General features: G+C 64.7%; 21 protein-coding genes and 3 pseudogenes. 9 read left to right on the top strand and 15 right to left on the bottom strand.

The features are described from left to right. Positions 1–217 precede the first annotated feature (217 nt). Positions 218–388: a hypothetical protein gene (locus ABQJ48_RS10360; protein WP_367837889.1), complete on the top strand. Its 171-nt coding sequence runs from the start codon at positions 218–220 to the stop codon at positions 386–388. Then, positions 325–456 (top strand): annotated as a pseudogene (locus ABQJ48_RS37820) (acetate/propionate family kinase); the annotation flags it as partial. The gene ABQJ48_RS10360 and the pseudogene ABQJ48_RS37820, both read left to right, overlap by 64 nt. Before the next feature lie 259 nt (positions 457–715). On the opposite strand, the pseudogene ABQJ48_RS10350 reads toward ABQJ48_RS37820, so the two are convergent. After that, a pseudogene (locus ABQJ48_RS10350) lies at positions 716–1,599 on the bottom strand (alkaline phosphatase family protein); the annotation flags it as partial. Positions 1,600–1,694: 95 nt separating this feature from the next. On the opposite strand from ABQJ48_RS10350, the gene ABQJ48_RS37815 reads away from it, so the two are divergent. Both ABQJ48_RS37815 and treA read left to right on the top strand, forming a co-directional pair. Continuing rightward, positions 1,695–2,129, top strand: a complete 435-nt coding sequence (locus tag ABQJ48_RS37815; RefSeq protein WP_473094123.1) for a hypothetical protein — start codon at positions 1,695–1,697, stop codon at positions 2,127–2,129. A 48-nt stretch (positions 2,130–2,177) separates the two neighbouring features. Next, positions 2,178–3,905 (top strand): alpha,alpha-trehalase TreA, encoded by a 1,728-nt coding sequence (gene treA, locus ABQJ48_RS10345; RefSeq protein ID WP_367837804.1) that lies wholly within the window; start codon positions 2,178–2,180, stop codon positions 3,903–3,905. Positions 3,906–4,007: 102 nt separating this feature from the next. On the opposite strand, the gene ABQJ48_RS10340 is transcribed toward treA, so the two are convergent. After that, positions 4,008–4,526 (bottom strand): hypothetical protein, encoded by a 519-nt coding sequence (locus tag ABQJ48_RS10340; RefSeq protein ID WP_367837803.1) that lies wholly within the window; start codon positions 4,524–4,526, stop codon positions 4,008–4,010. A 345-nt stretch (positions 4,527–4,871) separates the two neighbouring features. Between ABQJ48_RS10340 and ABQJ48_RS10335 the strand changes: the two genes are divergently transcribed. The 3 genes from ABQJ48_RS10335 to ABQJ48_RS10325 all read left to right on the top strand — a co-directional run bounded on the left by ABQJ48_RS10335 (position 4,872) and on the right by ABQJ48_RS10325 (position 6,827). Continuing rightward, positions 4,872–5,585, top strand: a complete 714-nt coding sequence (locus tag ABQJ48_RS10335) for a hypothetical protein (RefSeq protein ID WP_367837801.1) — start codon at positions 4,872–4,874, stop codon at positions 5,583–5,585. 153 nt (positions 5,586–5,738) lie between these two features. Beyond that, positions 5,739–6,059: a pyrimidine/purine nucleoside phosphorylase gene (gene ppnP / locus ABQJ48_RS10330; protein ID WP_367837799.1), complete on the top strand. Its 321-nt coding sequence runs from the start codon at positions 5,739–5,741 to the stop codon at positions 6,057–6,059. 141 nt (positions 6,060–6,200) lie between these two features. Next, positions 6,201–6,827: a LysE family translocator gene (locus tag ABQJ48_RS10325; protein ID WP_367837798.1), complete on the top strand. Its 627-nt coding sequence runs from the start codon at positions 6,201–6,203 to the stop codon at positions 6,825–6,827. A gap of 21 nt (positions 6,828–6,848) precedes the next feature. Here the strand turns inward: ABQJ48_RS10325 and ABQJ48_RS10320 are convergent, their stop codons facing one another. After that, on the bottom strand, positions 6,849–8,264 hold the full coding sequence (locus tag ABQJ48_RS10320; RefSeq protein ID WP_367837887.1) for an aminotransferase-like domain-containing protein: 1,416 nt from the start codon (positions 8,262–8,264) through the stop codon (positions 6,849–6,851). 230 nt (positions 8,265–8,494) lie between these two features. Here ABQJ48_RS10320 and aptA point away from each other — a divergent pair, with 230 nt between their 5' ends. Then, positions 8,495–9,823 carry an omega-aminotransferase AptA gene (gene aptA / locus ABQJ48_RS10315; protein ID WP_367837796.1) on the top strand — a complete coding sequence of 443 codons (1,329 nt, stop codon included), beginning with the start codon at positions 8,495–8,497 and terminating at the stop codon, positions 9,821–9,823. Positions 9,824–9,945: 122 nt separating this feature from the next. Here the strand turns inward: aptA and ABQJ48_RS10310 are convergent, their stop codons facing one another. After that, positions 9,946–10,470, bottom strand: coding sequence for a DUF6496 domain-containing protein (locus tag ABQJ48_RS10310; RefSeq protein WP_367837795.1), 525 nt, complete (start codon positions 10,468–10,470; stop codon positions 9,946–9,948). Positions 10,471–10,800: 330 nt separating this feature from the next. Between ABQJ48_RS10310 and ABQJ48_RS10305 the strand changes: the two are divergent. Further along, positions 10,801–11,010: pseudogene (locus tag ABQJ48_RS10305) on the top strand (hypothetical protein). Between the two features lie 124 nt (positions 11,011–11,134). Here ABQJ48_RS10305 and ABQJ48_RS10300 read toward each other — a convergent pair. From ABQJ48_RS10300 to ABQJ48_RS10250, 11 genes are all read right to left on the bottom strand, one after another. Next, complete coding sequence (locus tag ABQJ48_RS10300) at positions 11,135–12,343, bottom strand: ABC transporter substrate-binding protein (RefSeq protein WP_367837793.1); 1,209 nt, start codon at positions 12,341–12,343, stop codon at positions 11,135–11,137. A gap of 97 nt (positions 12,344–12,440) precedes the next feature. Then, on the bottom strand, positions 12,441–16,070 hold the full coding sequence (locus ABQJ48_RS10295; protein WP_367837791.1) for a molybdopterin cofactor-binding domain-containing protein: 3,630 nt from the start codon (positions 16,068–16,070) through the stop codon (positions 12,441–12,443). Continuing rightward, complete coding sequence (locus ABQJ48_RS10290; protein ID WP_367837790.1) at positions 16,067–16,585, bottom strand: (2Fe-2S)-binding protein; 519 nt, start codon at positions 16,583–16,585, stop codon at positions 16,067–16,069. The genes ABQJ48_RS10295 and ABQJ48_RS10290 overlap by 4 nt, the downstream gene beginning before the upstream one ends. Positions 16,586–16,610: 25 nt before the next feature. Beyond that, positions 16,611–17,810 (bottom strand): amidohydrolase family protein, encoded by a 1,200-nt coding sequence (locus tag ABQJ48_RS10285; protein WP_367837789.1) that lies wholly within the window; start codon positions 17,808–17,810, stop codon positions 16,611–16,613. Positions 17,811–17,895: 85 nt separating this feature from the next. Further along, entirely contained in the window at positions 17,896–18,609 is a 714-nt protein-coding gene (locus ABQJ48_RS10280) for an ABC transporter ATP-binding protein (protein ID WP_367837787.1), read from the bottom strand. Further along, a complete protein-coding gene (locus ABQJ48_RS10275; RefSeq protein WP_367837785.1) occupies positions 18,606–19,433 on the bottom strand; it encodes an ABC transporter ATP-binding protein in 828 nt (275 codons plus the stop codon). Before ABQJ48_RS10275 ends, ABQJ48_RS10280 begins: the two co-directional genes overlap by 4 nt. Beyond that, entirely contained in the window at positions 19,430–21,373 is a 1,944-nt protein-coding gene (locus tag ABQJ48_RS10270) for an ABC transporter permease (RefSeq protein ID WP_367837784.1), read from the bottom strand. The genes ABQJ48_RS10275 and ABQJ48_RS10270 overlap by 4 nt, the downstream gene beginning before the upstream one ends. Positions 21,374–21,538: 165 nt before the next feature. Continuing rightward, on the bottom strand, positions 21,539–22,123 hold the full coding sequence (locus tag ABQJ48_RS10265; RefSeq protein ID WP_367837782.1) for an amino acid synthesis family protein: 585 nt from the start codon (positions 22,121–22,123) through the stop codon (positions 21,539–21,541). A 70-nt stretch (positions 22,124–22,193) separates the two neighbouring features. Then, positions 22,194–22,784 (bottom strand): amino acid synthesis family protein, encoded by a 591-nt coding sequence (locus ABQJ48_RS10260; protein ID WP_367837780.1) that lies wholly within the window; start codon positions 22,782–22,784, stop codon positions 22,194–22,196. Beyond that, positions 22,760–23,698 (bottom strand): UPF0280 family protein, encoded by a 939-nt coding sequence (locus tag ABQJ48_RS10255; RefSeq protein ID WP_367837778.1) that lies wholly within the window; start codon positions 23,696–23,698, stop codon positions 22,760–22,762. Before ABQJ48_RS10255 ends, ABQJ48_RS10260 begins: the two co-directional genes overlap by 25 nt. A 58-nt stretch (positions 23,699–23,756) precedes the next feature. Further along, positions 23,757–25,370, bottom strand: a complete 1,614-nt coding sequence (locus ABQJ48_RS10250) for a 6-hydroxynicotinate reductase (protein ID WP_367837777.1) — start codon at positions 25,368–25,370, stop codon at positions 23,757–23,759. Positions 25,371–25,534: the final 164 nt, after the last annotated feature.

The raw sequence follows: 25,534 nt of genomic DNA, 5'->3' as shown, positions 1-25,534 counted from the left end.
GCCGTTCTGTTCGGCGCGGCAAAGCGACCGGTGCCGTGCACTCGAAAATCAATTCGGTTTGGCAGTGGAAACTTCGGGGCTAAACTCCGTTGGTTCATGCGCTGCAGCACATGCGGTTGCGAAGCGATGTCTCGCGGCTCGCGTCCTGTGCGGTGCTTCTCGGGTCGCGCTTGCGCGGCGCGAGAAGCTAGCCGCGATCATCGCGTGAGGTCCCGACATGGACGTCATTCTCGTCATGAATTCCGGCTCGTCGAGTATCAAGTTCGAGGCGTTTTCGGTAAGCGGCGGCACACGCGAACCGATCGCGGGCGGCAAGCTCGAAGAGCAATGGATTGCAGCCGGAGCATCGCCAACACGATGGGATTTACTGCAGTGGAAGGGCTGGTGATGGGCACCCGCTCCGGCAGTCTCGATCCGGGTGTGCTGCTGTGGCGAGCGCGAACGCGCGACATGGACCGCGCATCGACGATACGCAAACTGCGATCGAACTATGGGTCACACCCGACGAACAAAGAATTGATGATTGCCCGGCATACGTTGAGTCGTCTAGACGGCTGAGCATGGAGGCGGTTTGCGCCCAGCCAATCGCGCAACGCAAGCTTCTGATAGCCGGCATTGCCACTGGGCGCTCGACCGCCTACGCATGCACACGCGGCTTTCGCGAGTTGCGCGCGGACCTCGCGATTGCCTATCTCTGCGACGAAGCTTTCCGGCTCTAAAAGCGTTGCCGCTCGAACCCCGGCAGTGCCCGCGTTCCCTCCACGGCGACCGAATGCAGCAGTTCAGGGTTGAGCCCAAGCATGCGCAGGATAGTCGGTGCGACCTGTGTGGTCAGTACCGGTTCGTCGATAGTTTGTCCCGCTCGGCGAGTGCCCGGAACGGACACAACCAGACCGAGATGGTTGTCGTCTGCCGCGTTACCGCCGTGCTCTTCGTCTTTGGATTGGCTCGACATATAGATCACACCCGGATTCGGCTGCACGATGATATCGGGCGTACGGCCGCGCGCCGGATCGCCGAAGGGCTCGGCAATTTGCGAGCCGTACAGGATGTACGCCTGCGGACCATCCGCGCGAATGCCCGGCGCATTGCACCAAGGTTGACGTTGAGCGTCTTCACGACTGCCGGCAATTGACCTTGGTCACGCAACCAGATGAGCCCGACGTCATCCGACTGGACCATGCCAGTACCGACCAGCCCCGTGCCGTCGTTCAGACTGCCGCTCTTCGTCGCGTTTTGCCCGAAGTTGCCATCGAGGTCCAGAAAATTGTTTGCTTCCAGCAATCTCGAGAGCGTGTCACCGTTCTTCACCAGCTTCGAGTGATCGGTCGGCGACTGACCATGTTTGGCCGTGACGATGATTGCCGTGGACGAATCGAGCCCGCGCTGCTTGAGTTCGGACACGACACGGCCCAAAGCATCGTCCAGATAGGCCATCGCACCGGCAACCTGCGGGCCCGGCGTAAAGCTCGCATCCAGATAGCCGCCGCCTGCCGCGACGGTGGCCTTCTGGGCTACGCTGAGCGTCTGAAAGTTGGTGCCGAATAGCGTGGGTACATCGGCCTGCGACTTGCCCGTCGAGTCCTTACTATCGATCTCGGCGTATGGGCGTTGCTGTAGTTCATACCCGACTTCGCGAGCAACGCGAGATTGGGACAGGAGTTGGAACCGATACAGCGGGCGACGTCCTGTTCATGCAAGCCGTCAAAGCTGATCAACAGCACATGCTTCACCAGCTCGCGGTCATGATCGCCGAAAGCACCCGCAACCGCGCCTGCGGCGTGGAGGGCGGCGAGAAACGCAACGCCAGCCGCAGCGGTTCGTCGTACGCACATCCATCTCCTGCTTGTCTCCATATCCGATCCTTTTTCAAGTCATTTTCGAAAGCCCTCGCCACCAAAGCTGAACGTGCAATGAAATTTAGTCATGCCTATGTATCGAAACTTTCGTTTCGCCGACACGAGGGACTTTTCCCGTGCCTCAAAAGGCCGCTGTGCAACATCATCATGCTTATTGCATTTGGTGCACCGCAGTTGATTTCATCGTCCAACGCATGCGATGCTGTCCATTCTTGTATTCCGGCAGTGCCGTATCGGACCCGCATGCCGCAAACAGACGGCATCGCATGACGTAGCGCGACGAGACCAGTGAAGCGCCCATACTCCCCAGGAGGCGAAATGAGCATCCAGTCACAGTCTCGTATCAGCGCAGCGGCAGCCAGCGACGCGCAATCCGTCGAACCGCCGTTTCACGCATCCGCATCGCGGCTCGCTTTAAATCTTTCTAGCAGTCGAAAGCGCACCACGCGACAGCGTTCGCTCACTGCGATTCGCGCCGCGTGCATTGCAACGGTCGTGTTCGCGTCGGCGAGTGGCCTTGCCGATACTCAGGTCGGCTCGGCGTTGCCGCCCGCACCGGATATTCTGTATGGCGATTTGTTCGTGGCCGTGCAGACCGCGCAGATTTACAGCGATCAGAAAACTTTCGTGGACTCGACGCCGAAGATCAACCCCGCGACAATCGTGCAGCTTTACGAAGCACAGAAGAACCAGCCGGGCTTTTCACTGCTGGCATTCGTGAACCAGTACTTCACGCCGCCAGCCGACCAGAGCATCACGCCGCCGCCCAACCAGAGCCTGCGCGAGCACATCGACTGGCTATGGTCGGGTCTCACGCGCACGACAACGAGCGCGCCCGACTACAGCTCGCTGATCCCGATGCCCCAACCGTATGTCGTGCCGGGGGGCCGTTTTCGCGAAGGCTACTACTGGGATACCTATTTCACGATGCTTGGCCTGCAGGAGTCGGGACGCGAAGATCTCGTCGACAACATGCTCGACAACTTCGCGTACATGATCGACACGTTCGGCCATATCCCGAACGGCAATCGCACGTACTACCTCAGCCGGTCGCAACCGCCCTTCTATTCCTATATGGTGGAACTCGCCGCGCAGAAGGAAGGCAATAAGGTCTATCAGAAGTACTTGCCTCAATTGCGCAAGGAGTACGCGTACTGGATGCAAGGTGCAACCAGCACCGCGCGCGGTAGCGCGACGCGCAATGTCGTCATGCTGCGTGACGGCACCCTGTTGAACCGCTACTGGGACGAGCTGGATACGCCGCGCGACGAGTCATACATCGAAGACGTGCAGACCGCGGCGCAGGCGAGCGGGCGGCCGGCGAACGAGGTCTACCGCGATCTGCGCGCCACCGCCGAAAGCGGCTGGGATTTCAGTTCGCGCTGGTTTGGCGACAGCCAGAACCTGTCGACCGTGCGCACCACGTCGATCATTCCAGTCGATCTGAACAGTCTGCTGTTCCACCTCGAGACGACGATCGCGCGTGGCTGCACCATCAGCCGCGATTTCCGCTGCGTCGCGCAATTCATCGGCTACGCGGCGCGCCGCGCGGAGGGAATCAACCACTACCTGTGGAACAGCAAGGGCTACTACGGCGACTATGACTGGCAGCTCGGCAAGGCTCGCGACAATCAGACGCCCGCAATGCTGTATCCGTTGATGGCGGGCGTCGCATGGCCCGAGCGCGCATTCAAAACCGCGCAGACCGTGCAGAGCGTACTGCTGAAGGAAGGCGGTCTCGCAACCTCGACCTACAACACGACGCAGCAATGGGACGCGCCGAACGGCTGGGCGCCGCTGCACTGGATCGCGATCCAGGGACTCAAGCGCTATGGACGCGCCGATATTGCCAGGCCGATCGGCACGCGCTTTCTGGCGGATGTCGAAAACGTCTATAAGACGCAGCAGAAACTCGTCGAGAAGTATGTCGTCGAAGGGGCCGGAGAAGGGGGTGGCGGTGGCGGCGAATATCCGTTGCAGGACGGCTTCGGCTGGACCAATGGCGTGACCTTGATGCTGCTCGACCTGTACGGCAACGGCCAGTAATGTCGGCGCCGCAGACGATGCCTGCAACTTGCGCTCACCGCACGCGGTGAGCGCAAGTTGTCGTTGGACCGAGCGTCATCGCTTCGGCCGTCGTACTTCGAATCAAAAGCCGCGCCGTACAAAAAGCGTTGCGCCTGTACTGTGCGAATGCAGGATAGCGATACGCGCAGTGGCGGAAAAGACCCAGTCGTCGACCTTTAACGTGAGCCTTCGCTGCGGCCCCGAACCGATCGTCAACGTCGCGTTTGCTGATTCGACAATCGAAAGCTGTGGCGCCGTGGACGCAGTGAGATGGAGAACATTCGACGCCGGTTGCAATGCCGGGTCGCGCGTTGGCGAGGTATTCGCGGCGCCGAACTGAAACTGATGCGTCAATGGTGCGCTATAGAAATTCTCGATTTGCGTATGAAACGGCGAATCCTGATTCGACGCGTGTTCCATTTCATAGTGCTGCAAATAGGTTCCCGGCTGCGGAACAGGCGCAATGACCTCCACGGGCAGCGTTGGGATGTTCGCAACCGTCATGGGTGCGGGCGAGTCGAATGCAAAGTCGCCCGCAAACGCGAAGCCACTGTGCAGAACAAAGATAACGCAAACAACCCTTTCGTTCAGGCACGTCATGAGCATGCCTCCAATGAAGGAATTGAAACGTCACACTACTGAACGCCGCGTCCAGGCCGACCGGATCTGAACCGGGAGCCTTCCCGCCCGCTTGCATTTACACAGTGTAGTCAGTCATCCGCGCTTGGCTACTACACAATGTGCAAAGCGGTAATGGCGACGAGCGGCATCGCGCGAGACATCAGGATGATGGTCTCGAAGTAGCACTCCGCGTGCCGCGCCGAAGCGACCCGGGGCATCTGGTTCTATACGTTGAGCAAGTGGCTGTTGTGCGGCAGTGCGCGGCGAGGCGATCCATTGCAGGCTTTACAATGGCGCGAATGAATCCTTGGACAACTGCGCCCGATGACGGACATGCTGACTTCGTTTTTCTGGAGCGGCGACGCGATCCGCAGTCGACGCGTGAGCGACCTCGTGCTATCGGGCATGGTCGACGTGCGCGAGCCCCCTCGTCGCCTGCTGGCGGATTGGGACAGGGAGATATCGTCGAACGTGATACTCGAACCCGGAGACGTCGAAGCATTGCCATTCGCCAGGGCGCGCGCGCGTTGGCCGGACTACGCGCGCTGCGTGCAGGCAGTGTCCGACTGGACGCGCGCACTCGGAATGCCTGCTGCGCTCGCCGCCAGTGACGTCGCCCTCATGGCCTGCCGTGGCGCGAGGTATCACCATGACGGCGATCAATATGGCAGCGCGGCCTTTTGCAATCTCTTCCTGAGCGACGACAAGGAACTCGACCTGCATTTTGCCGCGACCGGCCATCGCATTCCTCTGCGCCGCGGCACGGTTGTGATCTTCGACACTTGCCAGCCCCATGCCGTCGTTCGGCGCGGCAGCAGTGCTTTCAATGCCGCCGACTTCGCGCCGGATCAGGATTGCCTCCAGATTTTCCTCACGTGGGAGCTTCCTATCGAAAATACCGACGTTGCCCAAGCGCTCGGGATTGCATTCGACGTCTGCCCTTCGACCTCCCCGCAACCCGATGCGGAGCAATTGCTGATGAATCACGAACCGGCCACCGTGTGTCCGGAGTCGGGTCGTTGGCGCGGCGGTCGGTAATCGACACTCAGGCCGCGATGCTGCGCTGAGCGGCATGCGCTGCCTCATGCTTAACGACAGCCGTCGAGCGCCTGTATGATGGCGGCCTCGCGCCTCCCGCAAAAGACGAAGGCGGCAACTCATCCATTCACGATTGTCCGGAGAAAAACCGTCATGACGGCCGCAACGCAATTCGATCAGGTTTCCGTTATCAAACGCGCCAACGTTTACTTCGAAGGCAAGTGTGTCTCACACACGGTTCTCTTCGCCGACGGCACCCGCAAGACGCTCGGCGTGATCTTGCCCGGCTCGCTGAACTTCGGCACCGACGCGCCGGAACTGATGGAAGTGCAGGCAGGCCGATGCCGCATCCGCCTCGAAGGCAGCGATGCGTGGACAAGCTACGGCGCGGGCGAGTCTTTCCACGTGCCGGGAAAGAGCCGCTTCGATATCGACGTGATCGAAACGCTCGACTACGTCTGCAGCTACCTGTAAGACGCTCGCGCGCGGTCAAAACCGCTGAATGCCAGCGGGTCGAACCCGTACCGGCCAGCATCCGCGCAAGCGTATCGGTACTGTACCGGCCCCGCTCGCTAGAATGGGCTCCATCGTCTTGCCGCCGACACCGGAGCCATCATGTCGTACCTCACTCTCAGCGCGTTGCCCGCCGGTATTCTGTTCGCGCTCGTCACCAGCATCACGCCCGGTCCCAACAACACGATGCTGCTCGCCTCGGGCGTGAACTTCGGCTTTCGCCGCACGCTGCCGCATCTTTCCGGCATCAGTCTCGGGGTCGTGCTGTTGATGCTGTCGGTCGGTATCGGTCTGGGCGAAGCCTTCGTCCATTTTCCTGTGCTCTACACGGTGCTCGAAGTCGCGAGCGTGGCTTATCTGCTGTACCTCGCGTGGAAAATCGGCACTTCCGGCGAATTGAAAATGAAAAAAGGCGAGCGCCGGCCGATGCGCTTTCACGAAGCCATCGCGTTCCAGTGGGTCAATCCCAAGGCATGGATGATGGTGCTGACTGCGGCGACGACCGTCCACCTCAGCCACAACTACAGCATGAACGCGGTCGCCATGGCGGTCATCTTTTATGTGGTCGGCTTTCCGTGCATCTGTCTGTGGGCCGGCTTCGGCACCGCGATGCGCCGTGTGCTGTCGGACCCGAAGCGTTTGCGCATCTTCAATGTGGCGATGGCGCTGCTGCTCGTGTTCTCGCTGTATCCGATCGCGCTGCGCCTGCTCGGCATCTCGGGCTCCTGAGCCGGCACTGAGACGGCACGCCTAGAGCCTGCCCTGCCCGACTCGCTCGATGAAGCGCCATAACGCGTCGTCGGTCGAGTACGGGACGTTGAAGCGGAACCAGGCGCTGGGCGCGTCATTGGGGCGGAAGTAGGAGCCCGGTGCGAGCCAGATGCCGTGGGTGAGCGCGGCGGTCGCCACTTCGCCAGCCCGCTCGGCTTCGATCGGCAAGCGCGCCCACAGAAAGAGTCCAGCGCGCGGCCGGTGAAACACTTCAAGGCCGAGCGTATCGAGCCGTTCTTCGACGCTCGCGTGCACGATTTTGAGCCGCTCGTTCACCTGCTCCACATGACGCGCGTAGCGCCCTTCGAGCAACACCTTGTCGACGATCCGCTCGATTGCCTCCGACGACGTCAAGCCCACCGCCATTTTCGTGCGCGCCAGTTCGCGCAGCACCCCCTGCTCGGCGACCACGTAGCCGCAGCGCAGCCCCGGCGTCACCGTCTTGGAAAATCCGCCGACGTACAGCACGCGCTGCAAGCCTTCCATCGCGGCGAACAGCGGCGCGCCCGGCGGCGCGAGTTCGCGGCTCACGTCGTCCTCGATCACCCACATGCGCCGACGCTCGGCGAACTGCAGCAAGCGGAACGCCGCCGACATGCCAAACGTCGCGCCGGTCGGATTCTGCAGCGTGGTGTTGACGAAGATCGCCTTCGGCTGGTGCTGCGCGACGAGCGTTTCGAGCACATCGGTATCGACACCCGCCGGCGTGCGCGGCACGCCATGCACGACGAGCCCGGCGAGCTTGAGGATCTGCAGCAGATTGCAATAGCCGGGGTCTTCGACGATCACCGCATCGCCCGCGCGCAGCAGCGTGCGCACGATCAGGTCGAGCCCCTGCGTCGCGCCCTGCGTGAGCAGGACATTGGAGACGTCGACGGGCAGCCCGCGCCGGTCGAGCTGCTCGGCGATCCGCTCGCGCAACGGCGCGAACCCGTACGGATGCCCATAGTCGCCCAGGCGCGCGGCCGGCACCCGGCTGGTTGCGCGCAATGCATGCTGCAAGCCGGTCTCGTTGATCCACTCGTTCGGCAGCCAGCCGCCGCCTGCCTTGATCGGCACCGAGTGGTCGGCGAACACGTCGGACAGCAGCCAGGTGGCGGTGAGGCTGGGCGGCTGCCACTCGGCGACGGCCGCGCGCGGGGATGAAGCGCGCGCGGCCACGCGGTAGCCGGAGCCCCGCCGCGCGACCACGAGGCCCATCGACACCAGCCGGTTATAGGCCTCGGTCACGGTGAACGTGCTCAACGCATGGCTGTGCGCGAGTTGCCGCACCGAGGGCAGCAACGCGCCCGCGCGCAGCGTTTGCGCCTCGATGGCGCGCGCGAAGCCTTGCACCACCTGCTCGACGAGCGTGGGCGCGGCGCGGCGGTCGCGCTCGAGTTCGAGTTCGATCATGGTCAGGACGAAAATCCGGCAAAAGTTGGCGGCGAGCGGACGGCAACCCAACGCGAGTCGGGGCGGCTCGGCCAGGTGGCGCAGCGCTTTCCTCGACACAGTTGACGCCAATCCACCAGCACAGTGAGCACCACACTGCGTCAACTGTTTATGCCGTCATTAAACCGCGAACGCTACAGTTTGGCTATCAACGGAAGTCCCCAAGGGGACGCCACTTCGAGGAGATACCCATGACTTCGCGCCCCGTCATCGACGACCTGTCGTCCTTCTGGATGCCTTTCACCGCCAACCGCCAGTTCAAGGCCGCTCCGCGCCTGCTGGAATCGGCCAAGGGCATGTACTACCGCAGCACCGACGGGCGCGAGGTGCTCGACGGCTGCGCGGGCCTGTGGTGCGTGAACGCCGGTCACGGGCGCGACGAGATCGTCGCCGCGATCAGCCGGCAACTGTCGACGCTCGACTTCGCGCCGACCTTCCAGATGGGCCACCCGCTCGCGTTCGAGGCCGCCACCAAGGTCGCCGAGCTGATGCCGGCCGGTCTCGATCGCATCTTCTTCACGAACTCGGGTTCCGAATCGGTCGACACCGCACTGAAGATCGCGCTCGCCTACCACCGCTCGCGCGGCGAAGGGCAGCGCACGCGGCTGATCGGTCGCGAGCGCGGCTATCACGGCGTGGGTTTCGGCGGCATCTCGGTGGGCGGCATCGCGCCCAATCGCAAGACGTTCTCCGGCGCGCTGTTGCCGGCGGTCGATCATCTGCCGCACACGCACGATCTCGAACACAACGCGTTCTCGAAGGGGCAGCCCGCGTGGGGTGCGCATCTGGCCGACGAACTGGAGCGCATCGTCACACTGCACGACGCGTCGACCATCGCCGCAGTGATCGTCGAGCCGGTAGCCGGTTCGACGGGCGTGCTGATTCCGCCGCAGGGCTATCTGCAGAAGCTGCGCGAGATCTGCACGAAGCACGGCATCCTGCTGATTTTCGACGAAGTGATCACCGGCTTCGGCCGCGTCGGCAAGGCGACCGCGAGCGAATACTTCGGCGTGACGCCGGACCTGATCACGATGGCGAAGGCGATCAACAACGCGGCGGTGCCGATGGGCGCGGTCGCGGCGAGCCGCACGATCCACGACACAATCGTCAACAGCGGCGCGCAAGGCGCGATCGAGCTGTTCCACGGCTACACCTATTCGGCGCACCCGGTGGCGGCCGCCGCCGCCGTGGCGACGCTCGACCTGTATCGCCGCGAAGGCCTGTTCGAGCGCGCGGCCATGCTCGCCCCGACTTTCGAAGCCGCGGCCCATTCGCTGCGCGGCGCGAAACACGTGAAGGACGTGCGCAACCTTGGCATGATCGCGGGCATCGAGCTCGAATCGCGCGACGGCGCGCCGGGTGCGCGCGCTTATGAAGCGTTCGTGAAGTGCTTCGAGGCGGGCGTGCTGGTGCGCTTCACGGGCGACATCCTCGCGTTCTCGCCGCCGCTCATCATCGACGAAGAGCAGATCGCGCACATCTTCAAGACCGTGGGTGACGTGCTGGCTACCGTCGAGTAAGTCGAGCAACGGCATCCTGGCAAGGCAAGAAGAAAGCGGCGCATGCGCCGCTTTTCTTTGCGCAGCCAGGGCACGCGGGTTTGCCGCTGCGCGCGGATGCCGCGCACCCGTACCGGCACGCGTCAGTGATGCGCGCGCGATGCCCGCGTCTGCGCTGCTTTCTTTGCAGCCGCCGAGCGACCCGCTGCACCTTTCGTCTCGGCGGCTTTCTTCGCCGCCGCCGAGCGGCTAGCCGCCGGGCGCTTGGCCGCCGCCGACTTCGCCTGTTTGGACATCGCCGCGTGCGACGCACCGGCGGTGCTCTCGCGTTTCAACGCATTGGTCGAAGCTTGCGAGCGTTTGGCCTTCGACTCCGTGCTCGCGCTCTTTCGCGCGGTGCTCTTGTGCTGTCCGGCGTCGCTGTCCTTCTCGGCTTTCTTGCGCGTCGCTTCGCTCGTCGTGCCCTTCTTCGGGGGCTTCACGTCGACGCCCGCGCGGCGCGCTTCCGACAGGCCGATAGCAATCGCCTGCTTCGGCGACCTGACGCCGTGCTTGCCGGCGCGTACCTTGTCGACCTGTTCCTTGATGAACTCTCCTGCCTGAGTACTGGCTGACTTGCCGGCACGCTTGTCGGCTTCAGCGCGCTTGAGGGTTTTCTTTTCGGGCATGACGGTTCTCCAGTTGACTGTGGCCTTCTCAGTGCAGCAACTGCTATGCCAAAGCGATCCGGCGCATGTGCGTTCCAACGTGAACCACCTTCTGCTTGAGCGCGTTGTCCTCTGGGCGGCTTGCACTTGTGCGCTGACGGTCACTGGCAGATCCAGGTGGACCCGCACAAGCGTCGCAAGCGCGGCAGCACGCCGGCAAAACGCGTTGCGGAACTCGCACGCGTCAGCTGGACGGCGTATGGTGTAAACAAGGGTCGGCGCCGTGGTCCGGCCCGACGGGAGAGCACCATGAAGATACCTACCGTTCGCGCCGGTGCGCATATCGAAGGCGTGCACTGGGTCGCGTAATACGCGGAAGACGTTCACGAGATCCGCGTATTCCGCGAAGGCCAGGAGGTGGATGTGCACAACGCGCCATCCACGCTGTTCGGCGATGAGGAAAACGCGGGCTCGAAGAGCACCGCGGATCATCGCGCGGTCGAAGCCGCGGTGCTTGCTTATCTAAGGCGCTTCGTCATGGAGCACGACGCGGAAGAGTAGCCGTGCGCGGCTTGTTCGCGTCGTGACTGCCGGCGTGGGCCGGTTTTCTTTCGACGCCGGCGGCATGGAAAACCGCCGGCGCTGCCGGCATAACGTGCGCCGATAGCGAGCAGCGCGTTCAGTTTCAGTCGGCAGGCCGCAGCTTCTTGACCTCGGCATCCGACGGCTGAACGCTTGCGCCGTCGATATACCGGTACGACGTCATCACGCCCTTGCCATCCTTCAAGCTGGTCACGCCGACATACGCGCCCATGGTCGACTGATTGTCCTGCGCGCGATACGTGATCGGGCCGAACGGCGTCTCGACCTTGAGGCCCTTGAAGGCGGCGGCAAGCTTGTCGGAATCGACCGAGCCGGCCTTCTTGATGCCGTCCGCGATCGACATCAGCGCCGAATAGCCGACCACCGAGCCCAGCCGCGGATAATCGTGGTACTTGGCCTGATACGCATCGACAAATTTTTTGTTCGCGGCCGTATCGATCGAATACCACGGGTAGCCGGTCACGATCCAGCCAGTCGGGGCTTCCGCGCCCAGCGGATCGAGATAATCGGGCTCGCCGGTCAGCAAGGACACCACGCTGCGATCCTTGAAGAGCCCCCGCGTATTGCCTTCGCGCACGAACTTGCCGAGGTCCGCGCCGAACAGCACGTTGAAAATCGCATCGGCCTTGGCATCGGCGATCGCCTGCGTGACTGCGCCCGCGTCGACCTTGCCCAGCGGCGTGGCCTGTTCGACCACGAACTGCACGTCCGGCTGCGCCGCCGTCAGCAGCTTCTTGAACGTCGCCACCGCGGATTGGCCGTACTCGTAGTTCGGATACACCAGCGCCCAGCGCTTTTTCTTCAGCTTGGCCGCTTCCGGCACCAGCATCGCCACCTGCATGTATGTGGAAGGACGCAAACGGTACGTGTATTTGTTGCCATCGGCCCAGACGATCTTGTCGGTCAACGGTTCGGCCGCGAGGAAGAAGATCTTCTTCTGCTTCGCGAAGTCGGTGAGCGCGAGGCCGGTGTTCGACAGGAAGCCGCCGAACAGCAACTGCACCTGCTCGCGCGCGATCAGTTCCTGCGCGACCCGGATCGTGTCGCCGGGGTTGCCGTTGTCGTCGCGCGACACGACTTCGAGTTGCTTGCCGAGCACGCCGCCCGCAGCGTTCACCTGGTCGAGCGCGAGGTTCCAGCCGTTCTTGTAAGGGCCGAGAAAGGCGGGCTGCGCCTTGTAGCTGTTGATCTCGCCGATCTTGATGGTCTGCTGGGCGCTCGCGGCGAGCGCGGCGAGCGAGCACACCGTCGACACCGTAAGGCGAGAGATCCATCCTGCGCGCGTGGTCATGCTTGTTCTCCGTTATCAGAAGGATTGCTTGAATGGTGGTGCTCGGAATGGGGCTTGTGATGCGGCCGGTAATCGTGCGTTCGAACCGCTTTGGAATTCACTCAGCCCGCGGCGTCGCGCGGATTCGGGCCACGCTCGCCGTGACGTCCCGCCATGCCGGCTTGCCGCCCGCGAACTGCTGACGCAAATACGACACGAGTTCGGCGACCTGGGCGTCGTTGAAACTGTCGCGGTAAGCCGGCATCGTACCCAGTTCGGGCCGCGCAGGCGAGCCGATGCCGTCGAGAATCACGCGAATCAGGTTGTCGGGGCTCGCGCTGTGCACATTGGTATTGAGCGCGAGCGACGGATGCGCGCCGAACAACTGCGGCCCGCTGCCCGTGTGATGACAGGCCGCGCACGCGCCGTCGAAGAGCCGCGCGCCGAGCCCCGCCGGCGCGCCGGTGATCATGCTGGCCCGCTCATATTGACGCGCCGTGGCGGCCGGATCGGCATTGGGTTCGAGCGGATTGAGCGACGCCAGATAGGCGGCCATCGCGCGGATATCGCTGTCGGGCAGCGCCGCCAGATCGGCGATCACCGGCGCCATCGGCCCCGCCGCCACGCCGTGCAGCGGCGCGTGACCGAAGCGCAGATAGCTGAACAGTTCGTCCTCGCTCCAGGGCACGGGCGCGGCCGATCGGATGGAGAGCGCGGGCGCTTCCCAGCCTTCCGCGCTGCCGCCGCCCATGAACGCCGCGCCGGTTTTCTCGGCACCGAATGCGTTGCGCGGCGTGTGGCACGCGCTGCAATGACCGAGGCCGTTGACCAGATACGCGCCACGATTCCATTGCGCGCTTTGGGTCGCGCTCGGCGTGAACGCGTTGCGGCCGAGAAAAAGGCCGTTCCATGCGGCCATCAACGGACGCAGGTTGAATGGAAACCGCAGCTGCGTTGCCGGTGCGCGGGAGCGGACCGGCGTTTGCGACATCAGATAAGCGTACAGCGCGTGCAGATCGTCGTCGGACACGTTCTTGAACGATGTGTACGGGAACGCCGGATACAAACGGTGACCGTCGCGGCTGATGCCTTGCCGCATCGCGCGAGTGAAGGCTTCCAGCGACCAGTGGCCGATGCCGGTCTGGCCATCCGGGGTGATGTTGGTGCTGTAGACCGTGCCGAACGGCGTATCGAGCGGCTTGCCGCCGGCGTTCGGCACGCCGTTGCGCGCGGTATGGCACACAGCGCAATTGCCGAGCGAAGCCAGCAGTTTGCCGCGCGCCACCAGGTCGGGCGCGAACGCGCTTGCGAGCGGCGGGGCAATCGGCGCGATGGCTGCCGGCGCGACCGACAGCGCGCCCAGCCAGCCCGCCGCGCCCGCCGCGAACGCGCCCAGCAAACCGAATCGCCAGCGCTTCTTCTTGCGCGCCGCGGCGGCCTCGGCCTGCGCGTCGGCAAGCGCGGCGCGGATCGTTTCCGGCGTGAACGGGGGGCGCCGAAAGCGCACGCCGGTCGCATCGAATAGCGCATTGGCGATGGCGGCCGCGCCGGGCAGCGATGTCGATTCGCCGACGCCCATCGGCGGCTCGCCGTGACGCGGCATCATCACAACGTCGATCACGGGCACCTCGCGGAAGGTCAGGATCGGGTATGCGCCCCACTCCTGGCTCGTCACCGCGTTGCCGCCGAAGGTCACGCGCTCTTTCAACGCACGGCTGGTCGCCTGGATCACGTTGCCGTGAATCTGATGACGCACGCCATCGGGGTTCACCATCGTGCCGCTGTCCTGGCCGACCACCACGCGCGTCACCGCCAGTTCGCCGCTTTTGCGATTCACTTCGACATCGGCGATCCACGCGGACCACGCTGCGCCGAAGCCGGGGAATTTACTGTGCACGTAGCGCGCGTAAGCGATGCCTCGGCCGCGCGCGATGTCGCCTTCCTGCTGGGGCGCGGGCTGTGCGGGTTGGGCGCTGTGCGCCGGCGCGCGCGGTTGCCAGCCGGCTTTCTCGGCGACGGCCTTCACCAGATCGATCGCGCGCGGGTCGTTCAGATGCTTGAGCCTGAATTCGACCGGATCGACGCCCGCTTGCGCCGCGAGTTCGTCGATGAACGACTCGTGCGCGAACGTATTCGGCAACGCCGACACGCCGCGCAGCCAGGACGCCCGCACGATCGGCGGCGTGTCGTCGCACACGATGCGCATGCTGCGGTAGTCGTAAGGCGGCACGGCTGTACGGTCGCCCATCTCGAACACCTGCGGCTGCGCGGAGATCGTGCCGGTCAGAAGCAGCGCCAACGTGGGCGCGTCGTTCGACGGATAGCGTGTCGCAAAGTCGTACGCAGCCAGCTCGCCGTCGGCGCTCAACGCGCCGCGCACGTCCATCAGCTGCGCCGCGCCTTTCGGCTCCCACGCATGCTCGTCCTCGCGTGACAGCTGCACGCGCACCGGCGCACCGGTTGCGCGCGAGAGCAGCGCGGCGTCGGCCGCGACATCGTCCGCGCAATTGCGGCCGTAGCAGCCTGCCGCATCCATCCGCACGATCTCGATGCGCGCCTCGTCCATCGCCATCAGCAACGCGAGGTCGGCGCGCAGCGAATGCGGATTCTGTGTACCCGACCAGACCTTCAACGCACCGTCGCGATAGTCGGCCACCGCGCACGACGGCCCAATCGACGCATGCATCTGGAACGGCCACACGTAAGTGCGTTCGAGCGTTCGACCCGGGTCTTGCGCGAGCGCCGCATCCACGTCGCCGTCGACGATCAGCTCGCGCCGCGTGGCCGGATTTGCGCGCAACGCGGCTTCCACCTGTTCGCTGGTCTCGAGCGGCGGCAAAGCGTCGACCGCTTTCCAGCGCACGTCGAGCCGCCTCACCGCCTGCTGTGCGATTTCCTCGCGCTGCGCGACGATGCCGACGAAATCGCGAATCACCACCACCTTGACGATGCCGGGCAAATCGCGGATGGACTCTTCGTCGACATGCAGCAGGCTGTTGCCGATGAAGTCGCCCTGCGCGACGCCCGCATAGGGCGGGCGTACGACGCGGCCATGCAGCATGCCGGGCACGCGCACGTCATGCACGAAACTCAATTCGCCGGTTGCCTTGGCGGGAATATCGATGCGCGGCGCACTGGTGCCGACGATCCGGTAGCGCTCCGGCGATTTCAAAGGCGCGTCGCAGGAAAGTTCCAGTTCGACGTGTCGCCCTTTGATCAGTTCTCCGTATTGAATGCTTTTTACCGGATCGCCGCCGCGTTCAAACACGCGGCCGTCCTGGACGTCCAACTGCTCGACGCCGACCTGCAAGCGCGCCGCCGCTTGCGCGAGCAGATAGTGACGCGCCTGCGCCGCGGCGTGCCGCAACGGCACCGCTGAAATCTGGATCGTCGCGCTCGCGATCGTCGGTCCCTGATTCGGTGTTTCGCGGGTGTGGCCAAGCACGATCGACACCCGCGTGAGCGGCACATCCAGTTCTTCCGCGACGATCTGCGCGAGCGCCGTGCCGATGCCCGTACCGAGATCGACATGCCCGTTGAACGCGACCACGCTCCCGTCGTCGCGCACGACGAGGAACAGGTCCGACTCGGTCGGCACGAACGACGAGCGCGAGCCCGGCTGACCGGTCACGCTCTTCACTGGCGCTTGCGGCGGCCGCGCGACGATCAGCACACTCTGCGCGTCATACAAGTGTTTGCGCGACGGCGGCGTGGCGCGTCGGTCGACGCTCAAATCCGGACCCGTCATGGGCGCGCTCCTTCCTGCACGGCGGCGGCCGCTTGCGCGGCGAGCAATTCGGCAGCGCGCTGGACCGCCCGCACGATCTCGATATGCGTGCCGCAGCGGCACAGGTTGCGCGACAGCTCGCGCTGGATCGTCTCGACGCCCGGATGCTGATCGCGATCGAGCAACGCCTTGGCAGTGAGGATCATGCCGCTCAGACAATAGCCGCACTGCGCGGCCTGCTCTTCGATGAACGCCTGTTGCACCGGATGCAGCGCGGCACGCGTGCCGAGGCCTTCGAGCGTCGTGATCTCGCGCCCCACTGCCACCTGCGCGGTCGTCACGCAGGCGCGCGTCGGCATGCCGTCGAGCAGCACGGTGCACGCACCGCACTCGCCCAGCCCGCAGCCGAACTTCGGCCCGTTCAACGCGAGGTCGTTGCGCAGCAGGTAAAGCAGCGGCGTGTCGGCGGCGGCGCACACCCGATGGGTCGCGCCGTTCACGTTCAGCACGAGCGGCGCGGGATGGTGGGTCACCATGTCGTTCACGTGTTGCGGCCCTTGCTCAGAACACCACCGGTACTTCGGTGGCCGGCGGTGTATTACGGCTTCGCCGGCAACGAATCAAGCCGTCGATCATCACCATGCCCACGCCCGGAATGTCGCCGAGCTGCACGCTTTCGAGCAGCGTGTCGGCTGCCGTGTGCTGCGCGCGATCCATGAATACGAGGTCGGCCGGACGGCCCACTTCGATCAGCCCCTGGCGCAGATTGCGTTGCCGCGCGGTATTGCCGGTCGCGAAGCAGAATGCGATTTCGGCCGGCACGTCGGCGAGGCTGGAAATCAGCGCGATCATCCGCAAGATGCCGAGCGGTTGCACGCCGGAACCGGCGGGGCTGTCCGTGCCGAGAATGATCCGGTGCGGGCACTTGAGTTCGATCGCATGTCGTGCGGTCAGCAACGCGATGCGTTCGTTGCCGTTGTGGACGATCTCGAGTGCGCGGCTCGACTGCTCGCACAGGTCGCACACATGGCGGTACGACAGCGACGTATGCCCGCCGTTGATGTGGCCGATCACGTCGGCGTCGGCGGCCAGCACCACGTCGCGATCGATCAGCCCCGAGCCGGGAATCGACGGGCCGCCCGTGTGGATCGTGCTTTGCATGCCGTACTTGCGCGCCCACGCGACCATCTGCGCCGCTTCCTCGCCGCCCTTCACGCTGCCGAGCCCGACTTCGCCGAGCAGCTTCACGCCCGCTTCGGAGAGCTCCTTGAAGTCCTCCTCGACCATGCCCTTTTCGATCACCGGCGCGCCCGCCATCACCTTGACGCCGCCGCCGACACCCGCGCCGCGCATTCCTTCGAACGACCGTTGCGCGGTAATCGCAAGCGCCTTCACACCCAGCACATCTTTAGGACGACCAGGTAAATGTACTTCTCCGGCGGAGATCATCGTGGTCACGCCGCCGTTCAGGTTCGATTCGATCCAGCCCATCTGGTTCTGGCGCGGCGTCCAGTCGCCGAACACGGGATGCACATGTGAATCGATCAAGCCGGGCGCCACCGCGGTGCCTTTGCAATCGACCGTGGTGCGCGCGCCTTCGAGGTCGCAGTCCTTCTCCTTGCCGAGCCCGACGATCACGCCGTCGTCGATCACCAGCGTGTCCGCGTCGAGAATCGGCTGGTCGATGTCGCCCGATAACAGCAGCCCGATGTTCGTTACCGCCACCTTGCCTGACAAGCCTGTCAACGTCTCTGCTGCCATCTGCCTCTCCTTTCGCAACGATTGCCCCACTATCCCTGCATGCACCTGTGCACGCCGAGCGTGAGCCGCATCACACGCTCACGCATCACACGCTCAGATAAGCGCGCCTGACTGTTTCGTTCCGCGCGAGTTCGCCGATCGTGCCGCTAAAGCGGATCTGCCCTTTTTCGAGCACATACGCGCGGTCGCTGACCAGTTCCGCGAAGTGCAGGTTCTGTTCGGACAACAGAATCGACAGCCCTTCGCGCTTGAGTTCGAGAATCACGTTCGCCATCTGTTCGACGATGACCGGCGCGACGCCTTCCGAAGGCTCGTCGAGCAGCACCAGATACGGATTGCCCATCAGCGTGCGCGACACCGTCAGCATCTGCTGCTCGCCGCCGCTCATCTGGCCACCCGGACGGCGGGGCATTTCGCCGAGATTGGGAAAGAGGCGAAACAGCTTTTCCGGCGTCCATTGCGGCGCGCCTTCGCGCGGCGGCTGACGGCCGCTGTCGAGGTTCTCCATCACGGTGAGATCCGCGAACACGCGGCGGTCTTCCGGCACGAAGCCCATGCCCATGCGCGCGATCCGGTACGGCGGCAACGCCGCGATGTTCTGCCCGCGAAACGTCACCACGCCATGACGGCGCGGCAGCAGCCCCATCACCGCTTTCATCGTGGTCGATTTGCCCGCGCCGTTGCGGCCCATCAGCGCGACGACTTCGCCGCGGCCGACCTCGAGCCCGACATCGAACAGGATATGCGCGCGTCCGTAGAACGCGTTGAGGCCGGACACTTTCAGCATCGGCTCGCTCATTGCGGCGCACCTCGTTGTCCAAGGCCCGGTTGGCCCGCTCGACCGGCCGCCGTGCCGTCGAGCGGCGCGTGCGGCCGGAAGGTTTTGCCGGTGCCGAAATACACTTCCTGCACGCGCGGGTCGTTGCGGATCGTCTCGGCGTCGCCCTCGGCGATCAGCTTGCCGCGCGCGAGCACGATCAGCCGGTCGGCGTACGCGAACACCACGTCCATGCTGTGCTCGGTAAACAGCACGCCGATCTGGTGCTCGGTGACCAGACGTTTGGTCAGTGCCATCAACTCGTTGCGTTCCTTCGGGGCCATGCCGGCGGTGGGCTCGTCCATCAGCAACAGCTTCGGGCGATTGGCGAGCGCGATCGCCAGTTCGACGCGCTTCACGTCGCCATACGCGAGCACGCCGCAGGCGCGCTTCGCGTCGGCGCCCATGCCGACCTGTTCAAGCAGCGCGAATGCTTCGTCGGCGTAGCGCAAGCCCGCGGACTTCCAGAGGCTGAAGGTCTTGCGTTCGCGCGACACCAGCGCAGTCTGGACGTTTTCGAGCACGGTCATCGAATTGAAGGTCGCGGCGATCTGGAACGTGCGGCCGACGCCGAGCCGCCAGATGTCGCGCGAACGCATGCCGACGAGCTCGTGTCCGTTCAGGCGAATAGATCCGGACGACGGCTGCAACTGCCCGTTGACCATGTTGAAGCAGGTGGACTTGCCCGCGCCGTTCGGGCCGAGCAGCGCGAGCAGTTGACCGGCTTCGAGATCGAATGAGACGTTGTCGACCGCCGTCAGGCCACCGAAAGATCGGCAGAGATTCGAGACCCGCAGCAGGCTCATAGCCCCTCCTTGATCGCGGCGGCACGTTGCGACGCTTGCGCGGTGCTGGCGTCGTTCGTATCGGCGCTGTCGTCGCCGAAACGCTCGCGAATGAAGCCGACGATTCCTTGCGGGAACGCAATCACCAGCAGCAGGATGACGACGCCCAGCAGCGCCTGCCAATAGTCGGTCTGCCGCGCGACGGTGTCCTGCAACCAGGTGAACACGGCCGCGCCGACGATCGGTCCGCTCAAGGTCTGCAAGCCGCCGAGCAGCACCATCACGAGGCCGTCTACCGAACGGCTCACGCTGATCACTTCCGGCGAGATGGTGCCCTTCGAGAACGCATACAGCGATCCGGCCAGTCCGCAGAACAACGACGCGATCACGAACGCGGCCCACTGCACGCGCTTCACGTCGATGCCGATCGCCTCGGCGCGCAGCACGGAATCACGCGACGCCCGCATCGCATAGCCGAGGGGAGAGAACAGCATCTTGCGCAACAGCCCCACACCGATTACCGCGCAGACCAGCGTGAGGTAGTAATACGCCACCGGCGAGGACAACCAGTTCGACGGCCATAAGCCCAGCACGCCGTTGCTGCCGCCCGTCACGTCGTCCCACTGAAAGACGACCGACCAGACGATCTGCGCGAACGCGAGCGTCAGCATCGCGAGATAAACACCGGACAGGCGCACGCAGAACCAGCCGAACACCAACGCACCGCCGACTGCCAACAAAGGTCCGAGCAGCAACGCCGCTTCCATCGGCAGATTCAATACCTTGAGGAACAGCGCGGCGCCGTATGCGCCCAGCCCGAAGTAAGCGGCATGGCCGAACGAATGCATGCCTGCTGGCCCCATGATGAAATGCAGGCTCGTCGCGAACAGTATCGCGATCAGAATTTCGACCAGCAGCACCGGCAGGTACGGAAACGCGTTGGCCGCGAGGGGCGCGAGCACCAGAATCAGCAGCGCCAGCGCGGCAAGCCACTTAAGGCGCTTGCCGGCCGGGCGCAACGGCGTTTCCGGCGCCGCCATGGCGCGCACCACGGCGCTCGCACGGCCGAGCAGGCCCCAGGGGCGCACCACCAGCACGATCGCCATCACGACGAATTCGGACACCAGCGTGAAGCGGGTCAACGACAAGCCGACGCCGAAGACGCTCACATGACCGATGCCGATGCACAGCGCCTTGATCTCCGCAATGATCAGCGCGGCCACGAACGCGCCCGGAATCGAACCCATGCCGCCGACCACGACCACCACGAACGCATTGCCGATGGTCTCCAGGTCCAGCGACAGATTCGCCGACATGCGCGGCCCTTGCAGCGCGCCGCCAAGACCGGCGAGAAACGCGCCGACGAAAAACACGCCGGTAAACAGCCACGCCTGGTTGATGCCGAGCGCGCCGAGCATCTCGCGATCCTGCGTCGCCGCGCGCACCAGCGTGCCCCAGCGCGTGCGCGTCAACGCGTACCACAGCAGCAGCAGCACGACCGGCCCGATCACGATCAGCGCGATGTCGTAGGTAGGCAGCGGATGGCCGAGAAAAGAGACCGCACCGGCCAGATGCGGCGCGCGCGGCCCGAACAGGTCCTCGGGGCCCCACAGCCATAGCGCGGCGTCGCGAAAGATCAGCACCAGCGCGAAGGTGGCGAGCAGGTGGAACAGCTCGGGAGCCTGGTAGATGCGCCGCAAGACGACCATCTCGACCAGCGCGCCCAGCACCGCGACCACCAGTGCGGCCGCCAGCACCGACAGCCAGAAGCCGCCCGCCGTATGTCCGAAGCGGCTCGCAATGCTGTACGCAACATAGATGCCGAACATATAGAACGAGCCGTGCGCGAAGTTGACGATGCGCGTCACGCCGAAGATCAGCGACAAACCGGCGGCGACCAGAAACAGCGTCGACGCGTCGGCGAGTCCGTTGACCAGCTGTACCAGCAAATTCGAAAGCATCACGACCCTCGGCAGCTTGCTGAACGGCGCGTGCGCGGCAGGCGCAGGCGGCGCGCCCAGCAGACGTTGAAGCGCGTGCGGCCCGATGCGCGCCCGCGTCAACGGCAGGACACTACCCCGAAAGAATTCCTTTTGGGAAGCGGCGAAACAAGCGCATTGCACGACTCAGCGCAAACCGTCTTCGCCCTCGATCTCACTCACCTGCAAGCCGCCGATGCGCGGCAGCGGCCGGCCCGACGCGGTCACCGCGACTGCGACCACGATTTCGTTGGCGCGCGGCGCGTCCGACACGCGCGCCTCGATCGCGTCGAAATGACTGCGCACGAAGGCGGCATCCTTGTGGCCGAGCGGCACGTCGATCGCGGTGCCGAGCGTGCCCATTTTTTTCGCCGACGGCACCAGCGCCGCGCCTTTTTCGACTGCGGCTCGCAGCGGCGCGCCGAGCTTCGGGTGCAGAATCGCGGCCGCATGTTCCAGCTCGCCCGCCTCGCCGACGATCGCAGCCTTGCCGTAGCTTTGCGCGTCGCCGGGCGCGATGCCGAGCGCCTCGACGCACCGGTTGCCGAGCAGCGCGCCCAGTTCTGCGCCGGCTTCGATCAGCGCGTCGAGCTGGGCCTCATAGCGGCCCGCGTAGGGATTCTCGATCACGGCGATCGCGACCGCGCGACGCGCGGGCGGCTCGACGACCTGGCCCATTTCAATGCGAGTTTCATCCACCTGCACGACCAGCTTGCGAAGCTTGATTGCCATTTCGCTCTCTCCGGGTTTCGTTGCTTCGATGTTGCGGCATTGCCATGTTTCGCTGCGTCGATGCAACGCTTCAGCGCAAACCGTCCTTGCCGACGATCGCCTCCTTCGCGAGGCCGCCGACCCGTGCATGCACGCGCTGCCCTGTGCTCATCGCGAGGATGTACACGAGTTCGTCGGCGGCGGGCGCGCCCGGAACGCGCACTTCGATTGCGTCGAAGTGGCTGCGCACGTAGCTCGCGTTCACGTGCGTGAGCGGCACGTCGAGCGCGGTGGACGGCGCGCCGACTTTTTTCGTGGACGGCACGATTGCGTTGGTGGGCACGCCGTGCTTCTCCAGCAGTTCGCGCATCGCATAGCCGCCTGGTACATGCCAGAGCGCGCCGTGTTCCAACTCGCCGCGCGCGCCGACAATCGCGCCCTTGCCGTAACTTTCAATCGACGCGTGCGGTACGGCCATCGCCGTGAGCAGCCGTTGCGCCATATCCAGGCCGATGGGTTTGAGCGCTTCCATAGCGTGCTCGATTCTCGCTTCGTAGCGGCCGGCGAACGGGTTCGTCATCACCGCGGCAATCGCGCCGCGTCTGAGCGGTTGCGCGGGCGCGGGGCCGAACTCGTGAAAGATGTCTTCGACGTGCGTCAGCACGCGGCGTATTTCGAACACGGAGCCTCCGTTATTGTAGGGGCGCGGCGCGCGGACAGTGCGCCGTTTTCATGAATGCCGGCAATGCGCACGCGCCCTTGCAGGAACAGCGCGGCGCCTTCGATCAAGCCTTGCTCTCGCAGACGCTGTGCGACCGCGGCGCCGCGCGCGAGCGCGAGGTCGATCAACGGCTGCGCCAATGCGGGGACGTCGACCGTGACGAGCAGCTCGCCCAGATCGCTATCGTCCTTCAACGACGACGCCGGGCGACGCACGATTGCGGCATGGTCCAGATCCACTGCATTCGCGATCATCGTCGCCGCGGCGTCGGCGCTGGCGGCGTCGCGGGCGAGCACGGTCACGCTGTCGGCAATACCGAGGCTGAAGCTGCGGCCGCGCCAGCCGCTCGTCGCGATGCCGCGCACCGGCATGCTGGCGTCGAGCGTCAGGTTGGCGTCGAGCGCATGATCGCGCGAAAGAGGCGAGCCGGTGCAGTTCGCCAGATCGGCGAATACGCCGACGCGGTACTGCTGCCCTTCGCTCAGATGCAGCGCGATATCGCCGCCATTGTTGATGAACGCACGCGCGACGCCTTCGCGCGCGAACGCACAGATCAACTCATCGGCGACGCTGCCCGCCACGGCCGCCATCGGCGTGATGTAACGCGCGCGATGCGGATGGCACGCGGACCACATGCGGCGGGCCACCTGGCCTTTCAACGCGCTGTCGTGCAACGCCGCGTCGGCGGGCACCGGTTGCCGCAGCCATTGCAACTCGGCGACCAGCTCGGGCAGCACGTCGGCGAAACGCGCCCAGCACGCTTGATACGCAGCCTGTACGGCCGCAGGCTCGCCGCTCGCGCCGAGGATCAGATCGATCGGCCCATGCTGCCAATGCCAGCGGCTTGCATCGAGCCGGATGCGGGTGGGGGACATGAGGGTGGTCGCGTTGGTCGTGTAGCTGTTGGGTTGCGTGTTAGCGGCTGACTCATGCTCAACCGAGCATCGGCGGCATGGTGGGCGGCCACGGATTGTCAGGATTGCGAATCAGCGTGCGGCGCGCGAGCGGAGCCCCTTCGGTATGCCAAGGCCCGTTCGCGAGCACGCTCTGCATCGAGCGTACCGCGTCGAGATGGCCGCCGAGGTCACGGTATGCGTCATATGTCATCGTGAATTCGATCGGTGCGACGATGGCAGGCGTCGGTACGGTGCCGAACGAGCGGTCCGGCATTCGCGATACATCCACCATCACGGTAATGCCGCCACCGGGCCAGACATACGCCGGCGCGCCGCCGCACGTCACGTTGACCAGCTTTTGCTTGATCGCGCGCGTGAGCAGCACCGGGTTCTCGGTGGCGCCCGCGCGCAGGCTGCCGCCCGCGCCGCCGAGAAACAGCACGGTGGCGAGCGACGGCTCGCAGTTCTCGCCAATGCGTTCGACCGTGCGGCGCACCGCGTCCGGCATTGGCGCGATGCGCGGCACCAGATTCCCATCGAGTTCGTACCACTGCGCGTGTTCGCCGGTCGTCGACACCATCAGCAAACGCACACCCGGTTTCGCGACGGCCGGGTCGAACCCTTCGACGATCGCCAGCGGGTCCTGAATGTCCGTGCCGCCCCACCCCGTGCCGGGATTCGCGACCTGAAAGTAGCGGCCGGGCGTCGATTTGCGTCCGCGAATCTTGAGCCCCGAGCGGGTCATGCCGAGGCAGCGACCGGCCTGGTGTTCGGTGAGCACGCCGGTAATGTGATCGTCGACGACCACCACTTCGTCCGCATGACCGAACCATTGCTTCGCGAAGATGCCGATGGTCGCGGAACCGCAGCCCACCCGCATGCGCTTTTCCTCGACGCCGTCTACCACCGGCGCCGCGCCTGCGCGAATCACGAGGCTCGCGCCGCCGTCGATGGTCAGCTCCACCGCCTCCTTGTTGCCGAGCGCGAGCATCATGTCGCACGTCACGCGGCCTTCTTTCTTGCTGCCGCCGGTCAGATGGTGGACGCCGCCCAGGCTCAGCATCTGCGAGCCGTACTCCGCCGTGCTGACGTGGCCGACAATCTCGCCGTGAGAGCGCACATTCGATTGCTCCGGTCCGAGAAAGCGATCAGTGTCGATCTTCACCTTGAAGCTGCAGTAGCTGAAGATGCCTTCTGTGACGACGGTGATCATATCGACGTCGTCGCGCCTGGACGCGACGATGAAAGGCGCGGGCTTGTAGTCGGGATAGGTGGACGACGCGCCGATGCCGGTGACGAATAGCGCGGCGTCCGCGGAAGAATCGTTCGCTCCGGATGACGCGCCGAATTCGACGGCGGTATCCGCCTGGGCGTCATTCGAGCCCACTGCGGCCGCTAACGGCGAGCGCGCGAGGAAGACCACCGGATCGACGCGAATCAGCCGTCCGTCCGCGTTCGCGTAACGATCGCACGCGCCGGTGCGCCCGGCCGAGATCTGGCACAGCACGGGACACGCATTGCATTCGATCTTGTTCGACGCCATCCGCTCGCTGCGCGGTGCGGCCTTGTCGAGCACAGTAGGGCCCGGCGTCGACGCGGTTTCGCTGTCCACACCGTCCGCGCCGAAATCGACCTTGGTATGTTCTGTCATGGTGCGCTTCCCATACGACGACATTACAAGCGGTCCTGCCCGACGGCGCAATGACCCGTGTTGCAGGGGCTTTTGCGTGACACGCCCATTTTCATGTTGCGGCCACTTACCGTTCATGTAGTATCTTCTACACCAACTCGATTGAAATCTACTCGATAAAAATA

This window comes from Paraburkholderia suaedae (genome assembly GCF_040812055.1).
Lineage (GTDB): Bacteria > Pseudomonadota > Gammaproteobacteria > Burkholderiales > Burkholderiaceae > Paraburkholderia.
This window is presented reverse-complemented; position numbering and strand designations above follow the sequence as displayed.

Coding starts and splice junctions, on each gene's coding strand:
- ABQJ48_RS10360 (WP_367837889.1), top strand. CDS start 218: ATGGACGTCATTCTCGTCATGAATTCCGGCTCGTCGAGTATCAAGTTC.
- ABQJ48_RS37815 (WP_473094123.1), top strand. CDS start 1,695: ATGCAAGCCGTCAAAGCTGATCAACAGCACATGCTTCACCAGCTCGCG.
- treA (WP_367837804.1), top strand. CDS start 2,178: ATGAGCATCCAGTCACAGTCTCGTATCAGCGCAGCGGCAGCCAGCGAC.
- ABQJ48_RS10340 (WP_367837803.1), bottom strand. CDS start 4,526: ATGACGTGCCTGAACGAAAGGGTTGTTTGCGTTATCTTTGTTCTGCAC.
- ABQJ48_RS10335 (WP_367837801.1), top strand. CDS start 4,872: ATGACGGACATGCTGACTTCGTTTTTCTGGAGCGGCGACGCGATCCGC.
- ppnP (WP_367837799.1), top strand. CDS start 5,739: ATGACGGCCGCAACGCAATTCGATCAGGTTTCCGTTATCAAACGCGCC.
- ABQJ48_RS10325 (WP_367837798.1), top strand. CDS start 6,201: ATGTCGTACCTCACTCTCAGCGCGTTGCCCGCCGGTATTCTGTTCGCG.
- ABQJ48_RS10320 (WP_367837887.1), bottom strand. CDS start 8,264: ATGATCGAACTCGAACTCGAGCGCGACCGCCGCGCCGCGCCCACGCTC.
- aptA (WP_367837796.1), top strand. CDS start 8,495: ATGACTTCGCGCCCCGTCATCGACGACCTGTCGTCCTTCTGGATGCCT.
- ABQJ48_RS10310 (WP_367837795.1), bottom strand. CDS start 10,470: ATGCCCGAAAAGAAAACCCTCAAGCGCGCTGAAGCCGACAAGCGTGCC.
- ABQJ48_RS10300 (WP_367837793.1), bottom strand. CDS start 12,343: ATGACCACGCGCGCAGGATGGATCTCTCGCCTTACGGTGTCGACGGTG.
- ABQJ48_RS10295 (WP_367837791.1), bottom strand. CDS start 16,070: ATGACGGGTCCGGATTTGAGCGTCGACCGACGCGCCACGCCGCCGTCG.
- ABQJ48_RS10290 (WP_367837790.1), bottom strand. CDS start 16,585: ATGGTGACCCACCATCCCGCGCCGCTCGTGCTGAACGTGAACGGCGCG.
- ABQJ48_RS10285 (WP_367837789.1), bottom strand. CDS start 17,810: ATGGCAGCAGAGACGTTGACAGGCTTGTCAGGCAAGGTGGCGGTAACG.
- ABQJ48_RS10280 (WP_367837787.1), bottom strand. CDS start 18,609: ATGAGCGAGCCGATGCTGAAAGTGTCCGGCCTCAACGCGTTCTACGGA.
- ABQJ48_RS10275 (WP_367837785.1), bottom strand. CDS start 19,433: ATGAGCCTGCTGCGGGTCTCGAATCTCTGCCGATCTTTCGGTGGCCTG.
- ABQJ48_RS10270 (WP_367837784.1), bottom strand. CDS start 21,373: ATGCTTTCGAATTTGCTGGTACAGCTGGTCAACGGACTCGCCGACGCG.
- ABQJ48_RS10265 (WP_367837782.1), bottom strand. CDS start 22,123: ATGGCAATCAAGCTTCGCAAGCTGGTCGTGCAGGTGGATGAAACTCGC.
- ABQJ48_RS10255 (WP_367837778.1), bottom strand. CDS start 23,698: ATGTCCCCCACCCGCATCCGGCTCGATGCAAGCCGCTGGCATTGGCAG.
- ABQJ48_RS10250 (WP_367837777.1), bottom strand. CDS start 25,370: ATGACAGAACATACCAAGGTCGATTTCGGCGCGGACGGTGTGGACAGC.